At 63.4% G+C, this 20,020-nt stretch carries 27 protein-coding genes; 18 read left to right on the top strand and 9 right to left on the bottom strand.

The window, feature by feature from the left end:
- Window positions 1-31 precede the first annotated feature (31 nt).
- From L6639_RS14025 to L6639_RS14010, 4 genes are all read left to right on the top strand, one after another.
- A complete protein-coding gene (locus L6639_RS14025) occupies window positions 32-202 on the top strand; it encodes a hypothetical protein (RefSeq protein ID WP_237862273.1) in 171 nt (56 codons plus the stop codon).
- A gap of 173 nt (window positions 203-375) precedes the next feature.
- Entirely contained in the window at window positions 376-618 is a 243-nt protein-coding gene (locus tag L6639_RS14020; protein ID WP_237862272.1) for a hypothetical protein, read from the top strand.
- A gap of 144 nt (window positions 619-762) precedes the next feature.
- Window positions 763-1,005, top strand: coding sequence for a hypothetical protein (locus tag L6639_RS14015; RefSeq protein ID WP_237862271.1), 243 nt, complete (start codon window positions 763-765; stop codon window positions 1,003-1,005).
- 504 nt (window positions 1,006-1,509) lie between these two features.
- Window positions 1,510-1,797 carry a YciI family protein gene (locus L6639_RS14010; RefSeq protein WP_237862270.1) on the top strand — a complete coding sequence of 96 codons (288 nt, stop codon included), beginning with the start codon at window positions 1,510-1,512 and terminating at the stop codon, window positions 1,795-1,797.
- A 202-nt stretch (window positions 1,798-1,999) separates the two neighbouring features.
- Here the strand turns inward: L6639_RS14010 and L6639_RS14005 are convergent, their stop codons facing one another.
- Together L6639_RS14005 and L6639_RS14000 are read right to left on the bottom strand one after the other, a co-directional pair.
- A complete protein-coding gene (locus L6639_RS14005) occupies window positions 2,000-2,392 on the bottom strand; it encodes an NUDIX hydrolase (RefSeq protein ID WP_057755621.1) in 393 nt (130 codons plus the stop codon).
- 141 nt (window positions 2,393-2,533) lie between these two features.
- A complete protein-coding gene (locus L6639_RS14000; protein WP_237862269.1) occupies window positions 2,534-3,634 on the bottom strand; it encodes an AI-2E family transporter in 1,101 nt (366 codons plus the stop codon).
- A 267-nt stretch (window positions 3,635-3,901) separates the two neighbouring features.
- Here L6639_RS14000 and L6639_RS13995 point away from each other — a divergent pair, with 267 nt between their 5' ends.
- On the top strand, window positions 3,902-4,126 hold the full coding sequence (locus L6639_RS13995; RefSeq protein WP_237862268.1) for a hypothetical protein: 225 nt from the start codon (window positions 3,902-3,904) through the stop codon (window positions 4,124-4,126).
- 17 nt (window positions 4,127-4,143) lie between these two features.
- Here the strand turns inward: L6639_RS13995 and L6639_RS13990 are convergent, their stop codons facing one another.
- Window positions 4,144-4,389: a hypothetical protein gene (locus tag L6639_RS13990; protein WP_237862267.1), complete on the bottom strand. Its 246-nt coding sequence runs from the start codon at window positions 4,387-4,389 to the stop codon at window positions 4,144-4,146.
- Window positions 4,390-4,656: 267 nt separating this feature from the next.
- On the opposite strand from L6639_RS13990, the gene L6639_RS13985 reads away from it, so the two are divergent.
- Window positions 4,657-6,699, top strand: coding sequence for an acetoacetate--CoA ligase (locus L6639_RS13985; protein ID WP_237862266.1), 2,043 nt, complete (start codon window positions 4,657-4,659; stop codon window positions 6,697-6,699).
- Window positions 6,700-6,795: 96 nt separating this feature from the next.
- Window positions 6,796-7,098, top strand: a complete 303-nt coding sequence (locus tag L6639_RS13980; RefSeq protein WP_237862265.1) for a hypothetical protein — start codon at window positions 6,796-6,798, stop codon at window positions 7,096-7,098.
- A 3-nt stretch (window positions 7,099-7,101) separates the two neighbouring features.
- Here the strand turns inward: L6639_RS13980 and L6639_RS13975 are convergent, their stop codons facing one another.
- A complete protein-coding gene (locus tag L6639_RS13975) occupies window positions 7,102-7,338 on the bottom strand; it encodes a hypothetical protein (protein WP_237862264.1) in 237 nt (78 codons plus the stop codon).
- Between the two features lie 338 nt (window positions 7,339-7,676).
- On the bottom strand, window positions 7,677-7,952 hold the full coding sequence (locus L6639_RS13970; protein WP_237862263.1) for a hypothetical protein: 276 nt from the start codon (window positions 7,950-7,952) through the stop codon (window positions 7,677-7,679).
- Window positions 7,953-8,140: 188 nt separating this feature from the next.
- Here L6639_RS13970 and L6639_RS13965 point away from each other — a divergent pair, with 188 nt between their 5' ends.
- The 3 genes from L6639_RS13965 (at window position 8,141) to L6639_RS13955 (ending at window position 9,755) form a co-directional block, all read left to right on the top strand.
- Window positions 8,141-8,728, top strand: a complete 588-nt coding sequence (locus L6639_RS13965) for a formyltransferase family protein (protein ID WP_237862262.1) — start codon at window positions 8,141-8,143, stop codon at window positions 8,726-8,728.
- Between the two features lie 183 nt (window positions 8,729-8,911).
- Window positions 8,912-9,262, top strand: coding sequence for a hypothetical protein (locus L6639_RS13960; RefSeq protein ID WP_237862261.1), 351 nt, complete (start codon window positions 8,912-8,914; stop codon window positions 9,260-9,262).
- Window positions 9,207-9,755, top strand: a complete 549-nt coding sequence (locus L6639_RS13955) for a hypothetical protein (RefSeq protein WP_237862260.1) — start codon at window positions 9,207-9,209, stop codon at window positions 9,753-9,755. The genes L6639_RS13960 and L6639_RS13955 overlap by 56 nt, the downstream gene beginning before the upstream one ends.
- A 69-nt stretch (window positions 9,756-9,824) precedes the next feature.
- Here the strand turns inward: L6639_RS13955 and L6639_RS13950 are convergent, their stop codons facing one another.
- Window positions 9,825-10,223, bottom strand: a complete 399-nt coding sequence (locus L6639_RS13950) for a RidA family protein (protein ID WP_237862259.1) — start codon at window positions 10,221-10,223, stop codon at window positions 9,825-9,827.
- Between the two features lie 147 nt (window positions 10,224-10,370).
- Here L6639_RS13950 and L6639_RS13945 point away from each other — a divergent pair, with 147 nt between their 5' ends.
- Complete coding sequence (locus L6639_RS13945; RefSeq protein WP_237862258.1) at window positions 10,371-11,246, top strand: DMT family transporter; 876 nt, start codon at window positions 10,371-10,373, stop codon at window positions 11,244-11,246.
- A 202-nt stretch (window positions 11,247-11,448) separates the two neighbouring features.
- Window positions 11,449-12,864 (top strand): caspase family protein, encoded by a 1,416-nt coding sequence (locus tag L6639_RS13940; protein ID WP_237862257.1) that lies wholly within the window; start codon window positions 11,449-11,451, stop codon window positions 12,862-12,864.
- Window positions 12,865-13,100: 236 nt separating this feature from the next.
- Here the strand turns inward: L6639_RS13940 and L6639_RS13935 are convergent, their stop codons facing one another.
- Together L6639_RS13935 and cysK are read right to left on the bottom strand one after the other, a co-directional pair.
- A complete protein-coding gene (locus L6639_RS13935) occupies window positions 13,101-13,340 on the bottom strand; it encodes a BrnA antitoxin family protein (protein WP_194475792.1) in 240 nt (79 codons plus the stop codon).
- Window positions 13,341-13,343: 3 nt separating this feature from the next.
- On the bottom strand, window positions 13,344-14,315 hold the full coding sequence (gene cysK / locus L6639_RS13930; protein WP_237862256.1) for a cysteine synthase A: 972 nt from the start codon (window positions 14,313-14,315) through the stop codon (window positions 13,344-13,346).
- Here cysK and L6639_RS13925 point away from each other — a divergent pair.
- The 5 genes from L6639_RS13925 to L6639_RS13905 all read left to right on the top strand — a co-directional run bounded on the left by L6639_RS13925 (window position 14,314) and on the right by L6639_RS13905 (window position 17,480).
- On the top strand, window positions 14,314-14,523 hold the full coding sequence (locus L6639_RS13925) for a hypothetical protein (RefSeq protein ID WP_237862255.1): 210 nt from the start codon (window positions 14,314-14,316) through the stop codon (window positions 14,521-14,523). The two genes, cysK and L6639_RS13925, sit on opposite strands and share 2 nt — an antisense overlap.
- A gap of 44 nt (window positions 14,524-14,567) precedes the next feature.
- Window positions 14,568-15,107, top strand: coding sequence for an ester cyclase (locus tag L6639_RS13920; RefSeq protein WP_237862254.1), 540 nt, complete (start codon window positions 14,568-14,570; stop codon window positions 15,105-15,107).
- A gap of 15 nt (window positions 15,108-15,122) precedes the next feature.
- On the top strand, window positions 15,123-15,533 hold the full coding sequence (locus L6639_RS13915; RefSeq protein ID WP_237862253.1) for a DUF305 domain-containing protein: 411 nt from the start codon (window positions 15,123-15,125) through the stop codon (window positions 15,531-15,533).
- A gap of 13 nt (window positions 15,534-15,546) precedes the next feature.
- A complete protein-coding gene (locus L6639_RS13910; protein ID WP_237862252.1) occupies window positions 15,547-17,055 on the top strand; it encodes a YncE family protein in 1,509 nt (502 codons plus the stop codon).
- Between the two features lie 206 nt (window positions 17,056-17,261).
- Window positions 17,262-17,480, top strand: coding sequence for a hypothetical protein (locus tag L6639_RS13905; protein ID WP_237862251.1), 219 nt, complete (start codon window positions 17,262-17,264; stop codon window positions 17,478-17,480).
- A 12-nt stretch (window positions 17,481-17,492) separates the two neighbouring features.
- Here L6639_RS13905 and tgt read toward each other — a convergent pair whose 3' ends face one another.
- Entirely contained in the window at window positions 17,493-18,641 is a 1,149-nt protein-coding gene (gene tgt / locus L6639_RS13900; protein ID WP_237862250.1) for a tRNA guanosine(34) transglycosylase Tgt, read from the bottom strand.
- A 224-nt stretch (window positions 18,642-18,865) separates the two neighbouring features.
- Between tgt and L6639_RS13895 the strand changes: the two genes are divergently transcribed.
- The gene (locus L6639_RS13895) at window positions 18,866-20,008 is read left to right on the top strand and encodes a patatin-like phospholipase family protein (RefSeq protein WP_237862249.1); all 1,143 of its coding nucleotides are present in this window, start codon (window positions 18,866-18,868) and stop codon (window positions 20,006-20,008) included.
- The last annotated feature ends 12 nt before the right edge of the window (window positions 20,009-20,020 follow it).

Here is a 20,020-nt window from a genome sequence, read left to right as displayed (position 1 = left end):
GTGTAGGATTCGACAAAACGGAGGGAACGGCATGTTTGAAATCACCGGTTTCGACACGGCAGGCGTCGTCAGCCTCAAGCGTGAGTCCCTCGCCGCCGCCCTGAAGAAGGCCAGGGAGCTGATCCAGGACGGGTGCCGCGACGTTCAGATCGTCGATCCCGATGGCCGGGTCTACACCTCCTTCGAGGAGCAGGCCGCCTAGCCGCCTCCCCGCGCACCTGGGTCGCTTGGGCTCGCGATCCCTTGCGGAAGCGAAAGCAATGTCGCGGCGGTGCCGTACGCAAGTGTTCAGCTTGCACGTGCCGTCCCATTGCCAACCGACTGTTTTGGGCGCACGCTTTTTCCAGGCGCGCAGACGCTGCGAGGGAGTGCAACATGAAGGAACCGGGCCTTGATGGTCGCCACCGGGACAAGGATGGAGCAATCAGCAAGAAGCACGGCAACACGCTGATCGGGACACTGCGGAAGATCTACGGCAAGGGCTTTGCGGCCGGGTATCCGGATACGGCAACTCTCGGCGAGGTCTTGCATCAGTTGAACGAAACGTCGCTGAGCCAATTGCGTCGTGACCACGACACCGGGCATTTGGGACACAAGATCGACCATGTCCCAAAGTGACGTCGTTTAACCGAATTGATGTCCTCGGGATGAACTGTTCAGACGGCCGCTAGCCGCGCGGACGAGGCTGCCCCGCTATCGGTCGCATGCACGGTTGAGCCGCCCGGCAGCGGGCGCTACGATGAGCCTTTTACGGAGGCTCATTTGAAACAGGTCATTATTGCTGTCGCAGTTGTCGCGCTGCTCGCCACCTCGCCTGCCCGCTCACAAGCTCTCGTCGATCCCAGCAAGGTTGCACCCGAGTACCGCGAGGCGGCCGAAAAACGCCGCGCCGAGCAGATCCGCCAGCGCGAATGCGCGCAGAAGGCCGATCTGGCGAAGGTGTTGCCGCGAGATCGGGCCGACTTTGTCAATCACTGCCTCGATGCGATGGTGGCGAAGCAGTAGGGCCTCGCACGCGAATGCACGCGGCAACGAGAAAGCGGACGCCGGCGTTGAGGGTTTCTTCAGATGTTCGGCCCCACCGTGGCTGCCGATTTCCAATGATCATTGTTGTCGGCGCATGAGTTTCGTCCAGATCCAGTGCACGCGTTGCAAGACGATGTTTCGCGATCGCGCAGGACGATTGCAGGACGGCTATTCCAGGCAATGTCCTTGTTGCGAAGTCGTGCTGTTCTTCGCCGACGACGCTCAGCACCCGTTCATCAAGCGCGCAATGCGAAGCGCACGGCAGGCGCGCAAAGAGCAGCGCGAGGCCGAGGCGGTCAGGATCGCGACCCCGCCAGAACCGCGGGCGGCTCCGCGTTCGCGGTCGTCATCCGCCGGGCGGGCTCGGGTGCATGGAAGGTCCGAGTAGCGGCTGCTCGGCCACCAACGTTGCTCCGATCCAGCCGCGATGGCGCAATCGGATGGCTAACGTGACAGTCATCCCTCAGGGCTCCCGGAGACATCATGCTGTTTGCCATCCACGCCATCGACCGCACCGGTGCACTGCCGAGGCGGCTTGCCAATTACGAGGCCCACAAGGCCTTCCTCGGCGATACCTCGCGCTTCGGCGTCAAGATCGTGATGTCGGGGCCGCTGGTCGCCGACGACGGCGCCACCATGATCGGCAGCCTGTTCCTGATCGAGTCTCCTGGCCGTACTGAGGTCGAAGCCTTCAATCGCGCCGATCCGTTCGCGGCGGCCGGCATCTGGGAGAAAGTCACGATCACCGGCTTCGTGCGGCGGCAGGGCTGAGCCATCCGGGGCTGGACGCGAAAAACCCCAGTGCGTGGAGACACTGGGGGTGTTTCAAAGATTATGAATTGGTAAGGGCAATGACGCTTGTGTAGCAGCCCTCTTCGTGGCGGCTTGTGAACTGCTTCACACGCGATGCGCGCCTTGTCGGATTCTTTGTCACACCCCTTATTGTCACGCCCTCGGTTGTCGCACTTGGCGGCTAGCTCCGGCGCGACTTCCGCGGAAACAGGCGATCCCGGATGTAGCGCGAGGTCGCGGTCAGGCGGATGCCGCGCGGTTTCTGCCAGGCGGCGCGGTCGATCTCCTTCTTGTCGCCGATCGCAAGGCGCCCCTTGGCGCTCTTGGCGATGAAGATCGCGTCGCTCATCTTGCGGCCCGAACGCTTGTTCTTGGCCTTCACCTCTTTCCAGAGGCTGATCCGGCCGAGTTTCAGCTTCGGCAGCTCTTCCTTGATCTCGCGCCGCAGGCAGGCCTTCTCGGTTTCGCGCGCACGCTTGCGGCCGCCCGGGAACATCCAGAGGCCGTCCGACCGTCTCCTGACCAACAAGACCTTGCCGCGTTTGGCGGCAACCAGCTTGGAAGACTTCGCCATTCCTATCGCAAACCGAAAAAAGAATCTGGCGCCATCGTAACTTGTCTAATTCATTAGACAAGTTCCGCGGCCGCCCTGATGGCCACCGCCATCCCCAATTGTCCACATTCTGCGAAAGGCGTGTGGCCCGCGCGTGAGACGCTATGGGACCTCGTCGGAAGCCTGCGATACAGCGGTCCGCTTCCCCGCCTCGCTCCCGATCCACGCCGCTGCCATCTCCCACGCCACCGACAGGATGATCGGCCCGATGAACAGGCCGACAATGCCGTGGGCCAGCGTGCCGCCGATCACGCCGACGAAGATGACGATGGTCGGCGTGTTGAGACCGCGTCCCATCACGAGCGGCTTCAGCATGGTGTCGATGAAGCCGACCACGACGAAGAACACGGTCAGCACCAGGGCGGTGGTGACGTCCTTGGCGGTCCAGATCCAGATGATGACAGGCAGCAATACGAGAAAGGCGCCGATTTGCACGATCGACAGCAGCAGCACGAGGAAGGCCAGCAATCCGGCGCTCGGCACGGCAGCGAGCTTGAAGCCGATGCCGGCCAGCAGCGCCTGCACGATGGCAACGCCGATCACGCCTTGTGCGACCGCACGGATGGTGGCGCCGCCAAGCGTGAGGAAATGCTCGCTCTGCTCGGGCACGATGCGCGACAGGAAGCCGCGCCCGGCCGCAACCAGCCGTGGCCCGTGCGGAAACAGGAAGCCGGCCACAAACACCGAGACCAGGAATTGGAGCGTGCCGAGGCTGGCATCACCAGCGAGCGTCAGCAGCGGTCCTGCCAGCGGCTGGAGATAGGGCGCGACCTCACGCAGCACCGCGCGGATGTTGGTGTAGGCCTGGTCCCACAACTCGAACAATGTCGGACCGATCACCGGCCATGACTTGATCGGTTCCGGAGCGGACTGTAGCGCGAGGTCGCCGGTGCTGAGCTGATGCGCCAGCTCCCTGCCCCCGTCGACCGCACTCACGCCGAGCCATGTCGCCGGACCGAGCACGATGCCGAGCGTGACCAGGGTGAGGATAGCGGCTGCGGTCTTGGGCCGGCCGCCAAGCACTTTGGCCAGCCAGCTAAAGGCCGGATAGAATGCGACCGCGAGCACGCCGCTCCAGGCCAGGATCGGCACGAACGGCCGGACGATCAGGAATGTCCAGATGATCAGCAGCGCCAACAGGCCGAGCCGGATCACGAGCTGGATGACGTCCTCGCCCGTCAGGAGCTGACGCAGACTTTTCACAGGCACGGCTTTCCTTGCGGGCATCAACGCGGGTGCCGGCGCTTGCGCGGCCCCGGGTTATTGCGAGCCCCGGGCCGGCCGTCAAGACGGCCGGAGACGGGCCCGATCCTGCAAGGCTAGCCCAAATCCAGGAAAATCCAGAAAGATCCGCAACGTGCGCCGGGATTGCCTAACGACGATTAACCGGATTTCAGCCGACCAATTTACGCCGATGCAAAGGCTCGCACTTATGCTTCGTCGCAAGGTCCCAAAAACACTTGCGGTGCAATGGCCAACAGCATCTGGACGATCGAAGAATTCACCTGCACGGGTTGCAGCATGAACTACACCGCGACCCGGGAGGAGCATGCCGAGCCGCATGCCGGCAGCTTCAAATGCGCCATCTGCGGCAGCGTGGTGCACAGCTGGTCCGGCAAGCACCATTTCTTCGGCTGGCAGGCCGTGAGGACCAAGCCAGCGGTGTTCGGCCGGCGCTGGGCCGGCGTGCAGTAGTAACGATCGCAGATCGCTTACCGACGCACGCCGACGCGGTTGACACCGCCATTCAGATTGGTCCTGCTCGCCGTGCCGGCCCGAACCGCCGCACGTGCAACAGGGCGTGGCCGCAGCACCACGCCGGCGCGTGCGACGCAGGACGGCGGATAATCGATATATTGGCAATAGACCACGGCCCTCGCGGGTGTCGGACTGAGCGCGACACCAACGGTCCCCAAAAGACCGGCGGCCGCAATCGCTGCGACAACCACTGGCTTCATCGAACGACGCTCGCTCCGGCGCATGGTGATCCTCCCTCATTGCACAATTGGATAGTGATGGCTGTGCCCCAGCCTGAACTGAACGCAACGTGCGTCGCGGTGCACGGGCAACGTTGACGTAGATCAACGATGGGTGCGGCATTGGAGCTGGCCGAAAGCACACCGAGGTCGCGAAGTCATGCCTGCCATTCGGCGGGCGATGCGCGGCTTTTGCTAAAGGTCGACACCGGCTAAGTTCGCCTTCTCCGCAACTGAAGCCGATATATGATGACCGCTCCTTTCGTCCCGCAGATCGCCCTCTATCGCAGCTGGCTCGCCGAGCAACGCGGCCTGACCTTTTCGACTTACGAAGAGATGCGGCAATGGTCGGTGCGCGACCTCGATGCGTTCTGGCGCAGCATCTGGGACTATTACGACCTGCAGTCGCCGACGCCATTTGCGGCCGTCATCACCGAGCGCAAGATGCCCGGCGCGGTGTGGTTTCCCGGCGCGCAGGTGAACTATGCGCGGCAGGTGTTCCGGCATGTGGACGCGGCGCATGCCGCAGGCCTGCCCGCGATCGTCTCGAGCGGCGAGGACGGCAAGCTCACGGAAACCAGCTGGCCCGAGCTGCGGCGCAAGGCGGCCGCGCTCGCTTTGCATCTGAAGGACAAGGGGATCAAGCCCGGCGACCGCGTCGCGGCGTACCTCCCCAACATCCCCGAGACCATCATCGCGTTTCTCGCCAGCGCCAGCATCGGTGCGGTCTGGAGCGTCTGCGCGCCCGACATGGCCGCGCCGGCCGTGATCGACCGGTTCAAGCAGATCGAGCCAAAAGTGCTGATCGCCTGCGACGCCGTCACCTATGCCGGGCGCAGGCACGATCGCAAGGACGTCGTCGCCGAGCTGCGGCGATCGCTGCCGACGGTCGAGCATGTGATCCTGCATAGCGAAGCTTCCGCGGCGCCGGACGCCCTGCTCTCCGACATCACCGCGACGACGGGCGCCGCGGTCGACGCGTTCGAGCCGGAATGGCTGCCGTTCGATCATCCGCTCTGGATCGTCTATTCCAGCGGCACCACCGGTCTGCCGAAGCCGATCGTCCATGGCCATGGCGGCATCGTCATCGTCGTGCTGGCTCTGCTCGGACTGCACAACGACATCGGCTGCTCCTATCACGAGAACTCATTCGGCGAGCGCTATCACTGGTACTCGTCGACGGGCTGGATCATGTGGAATTCGCAAGTGGGAGGTCTGCTGAGCGGCACCACCTGCTGCATTTTCGACGGCAGCCCCGGCGGCACCAGAGACAAGCCTGATTGGACCACGCTGTGGCGCTTCGTGGCGCAATCGAAAGCAACCTTCTTCGGCGCGGGCGCGGCGTTCTTCGCCAATTGCGCCAAGGCGGAGATTGACCTTGCCGCTGCCGGCGATCTCTCACGCCTGCGCTGTCTCGGCTCGACCGGCTCGCCGCTCAGCGCCGACACCCAGGCCTGGTTCAACGAACGCTTCGCCGCACTGTCGAAGACCAACGGCAGCAAGGCGCAGGCCGATATCTGGTGGGCGAACATCTCCGGCGGCACCGATTTCGCCGGCGCCTTCATCGGGGGCAACAGGGAATTGCCGCAGACGCCGGGGGCGATGCAATGCCGCCTGCTCGGCGCCGCCGTGGAAGCCTTCAGCGAACAGGGCTGCGCCGTCACGGACGAGGTCGGCGAGCTCGTCTGCACCGAGCCGATGCCGTCGATGCCGCTCTATTTCTGGAACGACAAGGGCAACGCGCGCTATCTCGCCAGCTATTTCGAGACCTATCCTGACAATTTCGACGGCAGCGGCCGCGGGCCGGTGTGGCGGCACGGCGACTGGCTCAAGGTCAACCTGGATGGTTCCTGCGTGATCTACGGCCGCAGCGATGCGACGATCAACCGGCACGGCCTGCGCATGGGTACCAGCGAGCTCTATTCCGCGATCGAGGCGTTGCCGGAGGTGCTCGACAGCCTTGTCGTCGACCTCGAATATCTCGGCCGCGACAGCTACATGCCGCTGTTCGTGGTGCTGCGCGAGGGCGTCGCCTTCGACGGCGCGATGCAGGCGAAGATCAACAAGGCGATCGAGGCAGGTCTCTCACGCCGCTTTCTGCCGAACGAGATCTTTGCCGTCGCCGAGATCCCGCGCACGCTGTCGGGCAAGAAGCAGGAGCTGCCGATCAAGAAGCTGCTGCTCGGCCACCCCGTCGAGAAGGTCATCAACAAAGAAGCGATGGCCAATCCGGCCTGCCTCGACTGGTATCTGGCCTTCGCGCGCGACTATCTGGCGCGAAATGCGGTCTGATCTCGGACAGATCGGACCAATTGCGCCTTCGGCATTTGCACTACGTTCACCGATGACAGCTAGACGGGTCAGGACCCCTGCAACGAACAGCACGCCATGGCCGACCTCAACGCTGTCCTCACCCGGCTCAACGACCGCCTGCTTCGCCTCGAAGGCGAGCTGTTCGTGCTGCGTTCGCTGGCACGCGCGACGCTGACGGCAGGCGATGACCACGCGGCGCGAATGCGCAAGCTGGTCGAGGCCGCAAAAGTGGCGCTCGATGACGAGGCGGAACGCGAGCTCGACAAGCCCACGCGCAAATATGTCGACGCGGCAACCGCGCTGGTGGAGGAACTGCTGGTCGAGCCGACCCCGGCGCGGCCCTTGTTCACCGTGATCGATGGCGGACGGCGCGACTGAGCGTCAGATCGGACGCGTTGTGCCGGTGTCGGTGGATTCAGCCTTCAGCCGGCTGAGGCCTTCCTCGATGATCGCGATCTCCTCGTCGATCTTGCTGATCGGCAGGCTGAAGTCGTAAGCGCCTGACTTGCTCTTCAGATCGACGGCGAGGCGCTGCCTGTGCATCATCAGCTCATCGAGGCCACGGCGGTTCTTCAGCCGCACATAGGCGTCAACGATCTGCGCAATTGCGTTCGACATGAAAAAGGTCCCGGCAAAAATGCCGGCACGGCGCACCCACGCCGGCGGGACATTCTTGGTGTCGCGGTACGCAATACAAATCCGCGACGGATTCGTCGATACGACAATGAGGTTGAGAACGTGTTACCGTTTGATGATCCGGTGAGGCGGACAACGAAAAAGCCGCTGGCGATTGCGCCAGCGGCTTCAACCGGGTTCGAAAACGGATCCGGAATGAAATCTGACCAGCCCCGGTTGGCGCAGAGTTTAGCCGCACATACGGAATTCCTCTGTTAAAAACGAAACACAGGAACCGGCGCATTGATCATTTGCCGCCGACCGTGGCGCTGCGGCAACGCTCAGTCCGAGACGCAGAAATATTTGTGCGGCCATTTGCGATAAGCGCTGTAGCGGTAATACGGCCTGTAGGCATAGCCGCGATGGAGCGCCGGCGGCTCCTCGCCGTAATAGGCGCCATGGTAGAAATTATAGATCGTGCCTTCAGCGCAACGATAACCGTCCCAGGTCGGGCCGATGAACGGCGCCACCCCGATCTCGGGCGGGACCGCCGGGTATGGTCCACCGGCGTGGGCTGGAGCCGCCACCATCAGCGTCGCGAAAATGACAGACAACACGCAGCGCATAGGCTCGCTCCGGGCAGGTCGCGGTCTGCGTATCGAAACACCGGAACGGCCCGTGGTGCAATCGCCGAGTTTCTTGCCCGCGCGTTGTTGATAACCGGCGCAAACGCCGCGCGGGTGGTGACAGGGCGTCCGGACGTGTTATCGGGGGAGGACGCAGCTGCGAGACGGAACAGACACCCATGCGCATTACCCTCGTCGGCTCCCGCCATTTCGGCGTGACCACCCTGAACATGCTTCGCGAGCACGGCGTCGGGGTCGTGCGGGTCGTGGTAGCCGACGCCGACGACCGCCTGGCCGCAACCGCCAAGGCTGCCGGCATCGAGGTCGTGGTGCAGGCCAATCCGAAGCTGGTGGTGGCCTCCGAAATCGCCCCCGACACCGATCTGATCATCACCGCGCACAGCCATGCCCGGATCGGCAAGGACGCGCTCGCAGCCAGCAAGCTCGGCGGGATCGGCTATCACCCCTCGCTGCTACCGCGCCATCGCGGCAAAGCCGCAGTGGAATGGACCATCAAGGAAGGCGACCCGATTGCCGGCGGCACGATCTATCATCTCGCCGACCGTATGGATGCCGGCGCCATCGCCGCTCAGGACTGGTGCTTCGTGAAGAAGGGTGAGACCGCCCGCGAGCTCTGGGAACGCGCGCTGGCGCCGCTCGGGCTCAAGCTGCTGGCTGATGTGATCGACTACGCCAAGGTCCACAAGGCGCTGCCGGCCAAGACTCAGGACGAGCAGTTCGCGACCTCAGCGCCCAGTCTTTCCTAAGTCGCCTATCGCGTTAAGGATTAACGTGAAGTCGCATTGATTCTGCTTCAAAAATTGGGGCCAAAACGCAAATAAACCATTGTTTCCACAGGAACAATTTTCGACTTTGCATTGCACCAAATTTCCGTCACATTTGGGCCCGAATAACGGTCAGCATATCAGACACATTCAAGGACGGAATTCATGCGTTTTGGTCGCATCGCGGCGTTCTGTGCCGCTTCAATTATTACTGCCACTCTCGCCGCTCCCGCTTTCGCCCAGACCCCCTATGACGGCAATTGGCAGGTCACGATTGTGACCAAGACCGGTTCCTGCGAGGCGACCGCGAGTTCCATGCTGACGGTTGCCGACGGCAAGATCACCGCGCCCGGCGCTAACGTTTCCGGCACCATCGGCAGTGGGGGTCTTGTGAAAGTTTCGATCAATGGTGCATATGCCAACGGTCAACTCAGCGGCAACGCCGGATCGGGAAAGTGGAATGGAGCATCTGCAGGCATACCGTGCAGCGGGCGGTGGGAAGCATCGCGCCAATAAGCAATTCGGAATGAACGTCCTCAATCGGCGGCTGCTCATGGCGGTCGCCGTTTTGTTTGTGACTGCTGCTGCCACCAGCTCGGAGGGCAAGGCCCAGGCTGGCCCCTTCGCGCCGCTTGCGGGCAGCTGGAGCGGCAGCGGCACCGTCAGCCTCGAGGACGGATCGACGGAACGCATCCGTTGCCGGGCCAAATACGCCCCCATTGGACCCACGATGGAAATGACGCTGACTTGCGCCAGCGACGCCTACAAATTCATCCTCTCCGCGAACGTTCAGTCGGCGGGTAATACCATTACGGGAAGCTGGTCCGAGGCGAGCCGCAACATCTCCGGCTCACTTCAGGGCCGCGGCGGCGGCGGGAACTTCGAAGTGGTCGCCTCTGCCGCCGGATTCAACGCCAACATTGCGCTGAGAACGAGCGGCAACAAGCAGAGCGTCACAATGCGTGCGGACAGCCAGTTCCGTGGCGCCAATATCTCGCTGTCGAGATAGGCCGACAGCACGGGTGACACGATCATCGACCCGGTGACCTCGCCGGGTCGATTTTTTATGCGCAGGATCTTACGAAGTCGGCACGAACGCCGTGACCTCGATCTCGACCTTGGCACGGTCGTCCACGAGCCCACCGATATAGAGCAGCGTCGACGGCGGAAAATTGCGCCCGAGCGTCTCCTTCCAGGCGGCACCAATACCGGCGCCCGCAGCCTCATATTCGCTGCGGCTGGTCAGGTACCAGGTCAGGCGCACGATGTGCTCGGGACCGGCGCCGGCCTCCGCGAGAAGCTTGATGATCCGCTTCAGCGCGGTTGCAACCTGGGCCGCCATGTCGGGCTCATAATTGCCGGTCTCGTCGCCGCCGGTCTGTCCGGCCAGCACGACCCAGCGGCCCGGCCCCTCGGCCACGACGCCATGTGAAAAGCCGCGCGGCTTCTTCCATTCGGCTGGCTGCAAGATGCGCATGAGCGAAGCTCTCCCGATTTTCTTGTTGGTCTAGGCTTGGCTTAGCACGTCGCCGCGCATCGCTGCATCGGCAGATTTGGCCGTTGCAATCACCGGCGATGTCGCTGATACCGGCCTCCCCTCTGGTTCGATCTCCCGCCCGCACCGATGAGCACAACACCGTCGAGAACGATGGCTGCACTGTGGATGGCCGGCTGGCTGTCCCTGATGCTGATCATGGCGGTTGCCGGCCGCGAGACCACACGCTTCCTGAACGTCTTTGAAATCATGGAGGTGCGCTCGCTGATCGGCTTTACGCTGCTGCTGCCGATCATTTACCGCTCCGGCGGCTTCAAGGCCGTTGCGACCAAGCGTCTGCCGCAGCATCTCGCACGCAACGGCGTGCATTATTTTGCGCAGCTCGGCTGGTTCTACGCGCTGATGCTGATCGGAATCGGCCAGGTCGTCGCGATCGAATTCACGATGCCGATCTGGACCGCACTGCTCGCCGCAACCTTCCTGTCCGAGCGCATGACCATCTGGAAGATCGCCGCCGTCGTGCTGGGCATCGTCGGCGTCGTCATGATCGTGCGGCCCGCTACCGGCGAGATCAATCCGGGTCAATTGATCGCGCTCGGCGCCGCGATTGGCTTCAGCATCTCCATGGCTTTGGCGAAGTCGCTGACCCGGACCGAGAGCGCCTTGTCGATCCTGTTCTGGATGATCGTGGTTCAGGTGGTGGTGGGCTTCGCGCCGACGCTCTACGTTTGGACATGGCCGTCGGCGACACTCTGGGGCTGGCTGCTTGTCATCGGGGTCTGCGGCACTTTCTCGCACTACTGCCTCGCCAGCGCGCTGCGCTATGCGGACGCCACAATTGTCGTGCCCATGGACTTCCTGCGGGTTCCCCTCACCGCGACCGCCGGCTGGTTGCTCTATTCCGAGCGGCTCGACGCCTGGACCGTGCTTGGCGCGGCGCTGATCCTGTTTGGCAATCTCCTGAATTTGAAGCCGGCCGCCCTGGTTTCGGCCCGCGCTCAGTGAACCGCCACGCGGCCTGATGCGACACATCCGAGTGGTCGAGCGTGATTTGGATCACGTTGGAGGGGCATTCCATCGTGCACACTTGGTCACAGGGCAATGGGTTGGGTCATCAGTTGTTTTGCTAGCGCGAGGCCAGCCGCTTTCGTGTAGGTTCGACGCCAATCTGTTGCTGCCTGTCATTCGATTCTGTTGGGGATTTCAGATGCGCACTCTCACCATCATCGTTTCGCTGATGTGCATGGCGCTGTCGGTCAGCGCCGCCAAGGCCGACCGCCGCGTCGCCTTCGTCGTCGGCAACGGCGCCTACAAGAACGTCGCGCAATTGCCGAACCCGCCGATCGACGCCAAGGCGATGGCGGCCACGCTGCGCAATGTCGGCTTCGAGGTGATCGAAGGATCCAACCTGACCCGCGACCAGATGACGGAGAAGCTGCTCGATTTCGGCCGCAAGGCGCAGGGCTCCGATGTTGCGGTGTTCTATTATGCCGGTCACGGCATCGCCGTCGGCGGCACCAACTATCTCCTGCCCGTCGATGCCGACATCAAGTCGGAGATGGACGTCAAGCTTGGCGCGGCCATTAACATCGACCTGACCCTCGACCAGACCATGGGCGATGCCAAGGTCAAGCTGGTGTTCCTCGATGCCTGCCGCGACAATCCCTTCGCCGCCAAGATCAAGTCGAACTCGGCCACCCGCAGCGTCAATGTCGGCAGCGGTCTCGCCGAGATGAAGTCGGGCGAAGGCACGCTGATCGCGTTCGCCACCGGCCCGGGCCAGACTGCGCTCGACGGCCAGGAGGGCAACAACAGCCCGTTCACCCGCGCGCTGATCGACAACATCACCAAGCCCGGCGTCGAGATTCAGCAGGCGATGACCTCGGTGCGCGCGCAGGTCAATGAAGAGACCCACAAGGGCCAGCTTCCCTGGGGCCACACCAATTTGATCGGCGCCGTCTACCTCAATCCGGCGCCGACGACCCAAGTCGCCAATGCGGCGCCGACGGCTACCGCCGCGCCAGCCGCGGTGGCCGGTAACTCCGAGGCTGAAGTCGAGTTTTGGCGCTCGGTGAAGGAATCCAACAAGCCGGAAGAGCTCAACGCCTACCTCTCCGCTTATCCCAACGGCCAGTTCAAGCCGCTGGCAATGGCGCGGCTCGCTGCGATCCAGAACGGTCCGTCGACCACGACCCGCAACCTCAATGCCGGCGTCGATCCCGCAACTTTCACCGACGACGCCACCCAGCTCACCGAGGACCAGATCGGTCTCGACAAGGGTCAGCGCCGTGACGTGCAGCGCCGCCTCACCGGCCTCGGCTTCGACACCAAGGTCACCGGCGCGTTCAGCGACGAGACCCGCTCGGTGCTCAAGCGCTGGCAGGCCGCCCGCGGCTATCCGTCGACGGGCTTCCTCAACAAGCTCCAGCACAAGGCCCTGCTGTCCGAGATCGTCGCCACCACGACGACCGCGAGCGAAGACAGCCCGAAGCCGACCCGGCGCGCAGCCCCGGCACAGGCGCAGAGCGCGCCCGCCCCCCGCCACAGCGGTGGCGGCGACGCCGGTGCGGCTTTCATGGGCGGCGTGGTCGGCGGCATGATGGGCGGAATGTTCCGCCGCTGAGGCAAAAATCCAGTCTCAAAACAAAAAGCCCGGCTCACGCCGGGCTTTTTCTTTGCTGTTCTTGGTGAAGGCAGAAGGACAGTGCTGCCGCAAATTCTGTCATTGCGAGCGCAGCGAAGCAATCCAAAATCCCGCCCCGGCAATAGTCTGGATTGCTTCGTCGCAAGGGCTCCTCGCAACGACGAGGAGAGAGGCGTGCCTCACGCGAGCGTCTCGGCTCGCAGCAAGCCAAGCGCCTACTTCCCCGCGGCCTTCCGCAGCGCCTCGTTGATGCGGTCCTGCCAGCCTGGGCCGCCCTCCTGGAAGAACTCCAGAACGTCCTGATCGATGCGCAGCGTCACCTGCTCCTTGATGCCAGGCGCCACGTTCTGCTTCGGTGGCGGTGCGGCCACCTTGGCCGTCACCTTCTTGAATGCCGCCTCGGCTTCGGTGCGCGCATCGCCCAATGTCCGCGGCCGCCTCGGTTGATCCGCCATCTCTCAGATCCCTTCAAACAATGCCGTCGAAAGATAGCGCTCGGAGAACGACGGCACGATAGCCAAAATGGTTTTTCCCGCAGCTTCCGGCCGCTTGCCGATCTCGAGCGCGGCGGCGATCGCAGCCCCCGAGGAGATGCCGCCCGGAATTCCCTCATGCCGCGCCAGCGCCCGCGAGGTTTCGATCGCTGTCGTCGAATTGACCTTCACGATCTCGTCGATCACGGAGCGATCGAGAATGTCGGGGACGAAGCCCGCGCCAATGCCCTGGATCTTGTGCGGCGTGTGCGTGCCGCCTGATAGCACCGGGCTCTCCTCGGGCTCGACTGCAACCACGCGCAGGGATGCCTTGCGCGGCTTCAGAACCTGACCGACGCCTGTGATGGTGCCGCCGGTGCCGACGCCGGCGACGAAGTAATCGATATTGCCAGCGGTGTCGTTCCAGATCTCTTCCGCCGTGGTACGGCGATGCACCTCGGGATTGGCGAGGTTCTTGAATTGCTGCGGCATCACCGAGTTCGGCGTCGTCTTCAACAGCTCTTCGGCGGTCGCGATCGCGCCCTTCATGCCTTGCGCCGCCGGCGTCAGCACCAGCTCGGCGCCGAGGAACGCCAGCATCTTGCGCCGCTCGATCGACATGGATTCCGGCATCACCAGCTTCAGACGGTAACCACGTGAAGCCGCGACGAAGGCGAGTGCGATGCCGGTATTGCCTGATGTCGGCTCGATCAGCACCGTGTCGGGCTTGACGATGCCCGCCTTCTCCATGGCGATGATCATGGCGGCGCCGATGCGGTCCTTCACGCTTGCGGCTGGATTGAAATATTCAAGCTTCGCCAGAATCGTCGCGTTGACGCCGCGCATGCCCGGCAGCCGGCGCAGGCGAACGATCGGCGTGTCGCCGAACGCCTCGACGATCGAGTCATAGATCCGGCCGCGGCCGGGCTGGCGTCCCGTCTTGGACGATGCGTCCATGATCAACTCCCTGTTACGACGATTCGTGGCGTTTCCCGTGCGTCTGGATCGCATGACCGCCAACGTCGATGCAATCACCTTAGCAACAGGCGAGATCGACTTCCATCAAGCGATGCAGATTTCGCATTCGCACGGATACTCAATCGCTTGCGGACATTTTCGGGTGTCTCAGGGCGACCTCGGAGGCAGTATGCGCGGCACGTACTGACTTCCCATGCCCCGAGACAATTGGCGATGGATTTCCACTCTGAAATGACCGCAACGAAGAAGCGATTGCTCCCGATGGCGATTGCCGTTGCAGCCTTTGTCGTTCCTCCCGCCCAGGCGGCCGAGCTCGTCCAGCCAAGGCAGCTCGTCGTCGATGCCAGCCTGCCCGAAGCGCAGCGCGAGGCGCAAATCCTTGCGGCCCGCCGCTACGACTCGTTCTGGAATAATGGAGAAGAGCAGCTCGCGACCGATGCGCTGGCGCCTGATTTCATGGACCGCACATTGCCGCCCGGACGGGCCCAGGGCATCCAGGGCCCGCTCGCCGCCTCGAAATTCGTGCGCACGGCCATCCCTGATCTGAGCTGCGAGATCGAACAGATGATCGTGGCCGGAGATCGCGTGGTCGCGCATCTGCACTTCCGCGGACACTTCACCGGCCGCTTCAAGGAAGCGCAAGGAAAGGGCGAGGTCATCGAATTCATCGCGACCGACATATACAGGGTCGCGGGCGGGCGCATCGCCGAGAACTGGCACCTGGAAGACAATCTCACCCTGCTGCAACAGGTCGGCCAACTGCCGAAGTAAAAATCAGGAGCGCCCATGTGGAAATCCCTGGCAGTCGCCCTGCCCCTCGCCGTGGCGGCGTTCGCCGGCGGCACCAGGTTCGCCAGCCAACCCGCCCATCTGGAATCCCACACGATGACGTCGGAGCTGTGCGGCGACGAAGCGTCTTTCATGGCCGAAAACCAGACCGCGATGCATCGGATGATGAGCGAGATGGATATCGCGCCGTCAGGCGATGTCGATCGTGATTTCTCCGCGATGATGATCCCGCACCACCGCGGCGCGATCGCGATGGCGCAGGCCGAATTGCGTTACGGCCGAAATGAATCCCTGCGCCGCATCGCCCAGGAGATCATCGTCGATCAGCAGCAGGAGATCGCCGTCATGCAGCTTGCGCTCGATCAACCGCCGCCGTCAACGACCAGGGCGGCCCTGGTTCGCAAATAGGAGGAAGCCCGCCATGAAGCGAATTCTCGCGCTCACAATTTCGCTTGGCCTGTCCGGTTTTTCGGCACTGCCGGCCTGGAGCGGACAGGCGCCGGGCTCCTCGGCCGCGGCCGACATTCCCGTCAGCCACCACGACCGGGTCTACGCAGCCGAGCAATTCTCCAACACGATCTCGGTCACCGATCCCGCCGACAACAAGCTGCTCGGCGTGATCAGGCTGGGCGCGCCGTCGCCGGCCAATTTCAGCCCGCTCTATCGGGGACAGCTGCTGGTGCATGGCATGGGATTTTCGCCTGACCACCGCACGCTGGCCGTGGTCTCGATCGGATCCAACTCCGTCACCTTCATCGATACCGCGACCAACATGGTCAAGCACACGACCTATGTCGGCCGCTCGCCGCATGAAGCCTTCTTCACGCCCGACGGCAAGGAGGTCTGGGTGACCGTGCGCGGCGAGAACTACGTGGCCGTCCTCGACCCCGTCAGCTTTGAAGAGAAGGCGCGGATCGTGCTGGCGAACGGGCCGGGGATGCAGATCTTCTCGCCCGACGGCAAATACGGCTATGTCTGCTCGTCGTTCGTTCCGGAAATCGCGGTCATCTCCGTGGCCGATCATTCCGTCGTCGGAAAGGTTGCGCAGGCCAGCCCGTTCTGTCCCGATCTCGCAGCCACGCCTGACGGCGCGCAAGTCTGGTTCACCCTGAAGGATACCGGCAAGGCGCAGGTCTTCGACGCCCGCCCTCCCTTCAACCTGCTCAAGACGCTGGATACGGGGCCGATCACCAATCACGTCAACATCGTCCGCAACGCCAATGGGCAGTTCGCCTACATCACCGTCGGCGGTCTGAACGAGATCCAGGTCTACCGCACTGATGACTTCAGCAAGGTTGCGACCATTCCGGTCGGCAAGCTGCCGCATGGCATCTGGCCATCCGGCGACGGCTCGCGGATCTATGTCGGGTTGGAGAATGACGATCAGCTGACAGCCGTCGACACGCTCACGAACCGTGTCATCGCGAACATCCCGATCGGCCAGGCGCCCCAGGCCGTCGCTTATGTGCCCGATGCTGTGCCGACGGTACGCGAGTCCGGAAACGGCGCCATGAGCGTCATGGACGAGGCAACGAGTCCTGAAGCCGCGAATTTGCAGCAGCTCGGCATTGCCGGTGCGGTCGCGCATTTCGCCATGGCTCGGGTCGGTCCGGTCTCGGAGAGCACGAAGGCCCTGACCAGCGTCAGCCTGTTCGACCAGGGCCTGTCCCAGGTGTTGCAGGCCGCAGCGACCGGGCTCGAGCCCAAACACAACTACGTGTTGGCGCTCGCCACGCATCCCGACGGCAGCGGCAAGCTCGAGCCCTTGGCTGGCTTCATGACCAATCCGGCTGGATCGGCGATCGTCAATGCGCTTGGTCCGATCCGCCAAATTGTGCAGAGCGACACAGCTGATTCACGCCGCTATCTCGTGATCGCCCCCGGCTCAATGACCGAGATTGGAAAGCCGGTGCAGGTGCAGGCGCCGTAAGCAGCTTCGCGCGACATCTGATCAACACAAATTCATCCGTCCTATCGCAATGCACACTGTTGTTTGCATTGCGATAGATCCGGAACAATCGCAAAGACGTCGCCGAAGCGGGAGCAATTACGAAAAATCAACACGTTCGTGTTGCGACCTCGTCAACTGATTCTGCTTATGTTAGACTTAGGTCTCGAAGCAGGGAGGTCACCACGATGTCAGCAGTTGCTGAAGTGTTGTCGACCGTCGCGCCAACGCGTGATCCGCGTTGTAGTGAGTTGCCCACCTGTCCCGTCTGCGCCGATTCAATGGTTGCCGCTGAAGCGTCCGCCTACGTCTCGGACCACGTGATCTCGTATCTCTGGACCTGCGACAATTGCGGCTATGGTTTCGTGACCAAGCATGCCGTCAAGCAGCGGATCGTGTGCAACTGACCTTTGATCGACCTAGCGCGGGGCGATATCGCCCCTCGCCCAGTCCTCGCGCGTACGCTGATAGAACTCGTCGAATGTTCCGTGTGCGATCGCGTCTCTGATGCCCTGCATCAGGAACTGGTAGTAGGCGATATTGATTTCGGACAGCAGCATCGCCCCCAGCGTCTCGCCCGCCTTGACGAGATGGTGCAGATAGGCGCGCGCGCAATTGCGCGTCGACGGCCACGCGCTCTCCTCGTCGAGCGGACGCGGATCGTCGGCGTGGCGGGCGTTGCGCAAGTTGACCTGGCCGAAACGGGTGAAGGCGACCCCGTGACGGCCATTGCGCGTCGGCATCACGCAATCGAACATGTCGACGCCGCGCTTCACCGCTTCGAGAATGTCATCGGGCGTGCCGACGCCCATCAGATAGCGTGGCCGGTCGGTCGGTAGCCGGGGCGCGGTCTCGTCGATCATCGCCAGCATCACGGCCTGCGGCTCGCCGACGGCGAGGCCCCCGATCGCGTAGCCGTGAAAGCCGATCTCGACCAGGCCCTGCGCGCTCGCATGGCGCAGCTCCGGCACGTCGCCGCCTTGCACGATGCCGAACAGCATGTAGCCGTCCGGCGCGCTCTCGAAGGCACGCTTGCTTCGTTCGGCCCAGCGCAGCGACAGCCGCATCGCACGCTCGATGTCGTCGCGCTCGGCCGGCAGCCGCACGCATTCGTCCATCTGCATCGCGATGTCGGAGCCGAGGAAGCGCTGCACCTCGATCGAGCGCTCCGGCGACAGCTCGACCTTGGCGCCGTCGATATGCGAGCGGAACGTCACGGCATGCTCGCTGACCTTGCGCAGGTCCGCCAGCGACATCACCTGGAAGCCGCCGGAATCCGTCAGCATCGGCCCGTTCCAGCCCGTGAAGCGCTGCAAGCCACCAAGCGCGTGGATACGCTCCGCGCCGGGGCGCAGCATCAGGTGATAGGTGTTGCCGAGCACGATATCGGCGCCGGCATCGCGCACCTCGCGCCAGTGCATCCCCTTCATGGCGCCGGCGGTGCCAACGGGCATGAAGGCCGGGGTCCGCACCACGCCATGGGGCGTGGTCAGGCGGCCGGTGCGCGCGGCGCCATCGGTGGCGAGCAGTTCGAAATGATTGGGTAGAGCGGTGTCAGCAGGATTCATGGCGGTGCTTATTGCGTGTCGGGCGAGCCCGATCAACCCGCAGGATGCCTCAGACTGGCACAGCGTTGACGGGGACGTGATGATCGCAGTCGCTTGATAAACAAAACGATACAGTATAGTTTCGCTGCCGGGGGTTGGACGAGACGCCGCGGCAAATGGCCGGCGGCCGCAAATGCGTGATCGTCAGCCACCGACCGATGCCCCTCCCCACATGTTCGACGGACATGTCCGCCGTCTCAGACGACTGGACAAAGCGCCTGATCAGGTCGCTGGCCGTGGCGTGCAGCCTGGCCCTCGCCGCCTGCACCTCGATCCCCCGGACACCCTACACGGCGGCCGATGCAAGCAGCTCGCGCGTGCTCGATATCGAGGGTCTGCGGCGCTACGCCGACGAGCCTGTCACCAAATTCAGCTTCGAGCAGGACAAGGCGACCCGGAGCCGAACCTATCTGGCGCTTTCAGGCGGCGGCGCCGATGGCGCCTATGGCGTCGGCGTGCTGAACGGCTGGACCGCGGCGCGCAACCGTCCGACCTTCTCCGTCGTCTCCGGCGTGAGCACCGGCGGCCTGATCGCGCCCTTTGCGTTCCTCGGATCGCAATATGACGACACGTTGCGCGAGCTCTACACCAGCGGCATCGCCGAGAGCCTCTTGAACGATCCGAGCATCATCCGCGTGCTGTTCGGCTCCGGCCTGTTCGGCAATACGCGGCTGCGCGAGCTGGTCGCGCGCTATGTCGGGCCGGAGATCATGGCGCAGGTCGCGCGCGAGAACGCCAAGGGCCGGCGGCTATTGGTCGTCACCACCGATCTCGACACCCAGCGCACCGCGATCTGGGACATGGGCAAGATCGCCGCGGTCGGCACGCCCGAAGCGCTAAAGCTGTTTCGTGATGTGATGGCGGCCTCCGCCAGCATTCCCCTGGTGTTTCCGCCGATCCTGATCGAGGCCGAAGGCCAGGGGCGCAGGTTTCAGGAGATGCATGTCGACGGCGGCGTGACCGCCCCGGTGCTGACGCTGCCCGAAGCCTTGCTGTTGCAGGGACGCCTGCCCGGCAACGCGAAGATGGACATCTACATCCTCGTCAACAAGAAGATCGAGCGCAACTTCGAGCTGGTCGCCAACAGCACGATCGATGTCGCCTCACGCAGCCTCTCCTCGATCACTCAATCGCAGACGCGCTCGGTCATCTTGTCGACCTACGATTTTGCCCAACGCAACCACCTCGGCTTCCATCTTTCCTACATCGAGCGTGACTATCCGGCGCCGCCGTCCGAAGGTTTTGATACCGGCTATATGCGTGCGCTCTACCAGTACGGCTATGAGAAAGCGGCGGGCGGCCAAGCCTGGACCTCGCGGATGCCATGAGGCGGAACGGCG

Source organism: Bradyrhizobium zhengyangense, from assembly GCF_022012555.1.
In the GTDB taxonomy this organism is placed as follows: domain Bacteria; phylum Pseudomonadota; class Alphaproteobacteria; order Rhizobiales; family Xanthobacteraceae; genus Bradyrhizobium; species Bradyrhizobium zhengyangense.
The sequence above is the reverse complement of the archived record's forward strand: the minus strand, read 5'-3'. Positions and strand labels throughout refer to the sequence as shown.

Excerpts from the sequence above, each read along its gene's own strand:
- L6639_RS14025 (WP_237862273.1), top strand. The coding sequence starts at position 32 with ATGTTTGAAATCACCGGTTTCGACACGGCAGGCGTCGTCAGCCTCAAG.
- L6639_RS14020 (WP_237862272.1), top strand. The coding sequence starts at position 376 with ATGAAGGAACCGGGCCTTGATGGTCGCCACCGGGACAAGGATGGAGCA.
- L6639_RS14010 (WP_237862270.1), top strand. The coding sequence starts at position 1,510 with ATGCTGTTTGCCATCCACGCCATCGACCGCACCGGTGCACTGCCGAGG.
- L6639_RS14005 (WP_057755621.1), bottom strand. The coding sequence starts at position 2,392 with ATGGCGAAGTCTTCCAAGCTGGTTGCCGCCAAACGCGGCAAGGTCTTG.
- L6639_RS13995 (WP_237862268.1), top strand. The coding sequence starts at position 3,902 with ATGGCCAACAGCATCTGGACGATCGAAGAATTCACCTGCACGGGTTGC.
- L6639_RS13990 (WP_237862267.1), bottom strand. The coding sequence starts at position 4,389 with ATGAAGCCAGTGGTTGTCGCAGCGATTGCGGCCGCCGGTCTTTTGGGG.
- L6639_RS13985 (WP_237862266.1), top strand. The coding sequence starts at position 4,657 with ATGACCGCTCCTTTCGTCCCGCAGATCGCCCTCTATCGCAGCTGGCTC.
- L6639_RS13980 (WP_237862265.1), top strand. The coding sequence starts at position 6,796 with ATGGCCGACCTCAACGCTGTCCTCACCCGGCTCAACGACCGCCTGCTT.
- L6639_RS13975 (WP_237862264.1), bottom strand. The coding sequence starts at position 7,338 with ATGTCGAACGCAATTGCGCAGATCGTTGACGCCTATGTGCGGCTGAAG.
- L6639_RS13965 (WP_237862262.1), top strand. The coding sequence starts at position 8,141 with ATGCGCATTACCCTCGTCGGCTCCCGCCATTTCGGCGTGACCACCCTG.
- L6639_RS13960 (WP_237862261.1), top strand. The coding sequence starts at position 8,912 with ATGCGTTTTGGTCGCATCGCGGCGTTCTGTGCCGCTTCAATTATTACT.
- L6639_RS13955 (WP_237862260.1), top strand. The coding sequence starts at position 9,207 with ATGGAGCATCTGCAGGCATACCGTGCAGCGGGCGGTGGGAAGCATCGC.
- L6639_RS13950 (WP_237862259.1), bottom strand. The coding sequence starts at position 10,223 with ATGCGCATCTTGCAGCCAGCCGAATGGAAGAAGCCGCGCGGCTTTTCA.
- L6639_RS13945 (WP_237862258.1), top strand. The coding sequence starts at position 10,371 with ATGAGCACAACACCGTCGAGAACGATGGCTGCACTGTGGATGGCCGGC.
- L6639_RS13940 (WP_237862257.1), top strand. The coding sequence starts at position 11,449 with ATGCGCACTCTCACCATCATCGTTTCGCTGATGTGCATGGCGCTGTCG.
- L6639_RS13935 (WP_194475792.1), bottom strand. The coding sequence starts at position 13,340 with ATGGCGGATCAACCGAGGCGGCCGCGGACATTGGGCGATGCGCGCACC.
- L6639_RS13925 (WP_237862255.1), top strand. The coding sequence starts at position 14,314 with ATGATCAACTCCCTGTTACGACGATTCGTGGCGTTTCCCGTGCGTCTG.
- cysK (WP_237862256.1), bottom strand. The coding sequence starts at position 14,315 with ATGGACGCATCGTCCAAGACGGGACGCCAGCCCGGCCGCGGCCGGATC.
- L6639_RS13920 (WP_237862254.1), top strand. The coding sequence starts at position 14,568 with ATGACCGCAACGAAGAAGCGATTGCTCCCGATGGCGATTGCCGTTGCA.
- L6639_RS13915 (WP_237862253.1), top strand. The coding sequence starts at position 15,123 with ATGTGGAAATCCCTGGCAGTCGCCCTGCCCCTCGCCGTGGCGGCGTTC.
- L6639_RS13910 (WP_237862252.1), top strand. The coding sequence starts at position 15,547 with ATGAAGCGAATTCTCGCGCTCACAATTTCGCTTGGCCTGTCCGGTTTT.
- L6639_RS13905 (WP_237862251.1), top strand. The coding sequence starts at position 17,262 with ATGTCAGCAGTTGCTGAAGTGTTGTCGACCGTCGCGCCAACGCGTGAT.
- tgt (WP_237862250.1), bottom strand. The coding sequence starts at position 18,641 with ATGAATCCTGCTGACACCGCTCTACCCAATCATTTCGAACTGCTCGCC.
- L6639_RS13895 (WP_237862249.1), top strand. The coding sequence starts at position 18,866 with ATGTCCGCCGTCTCAGACGACTGGACAAAGCGCCTGATCAGGTCGCTG.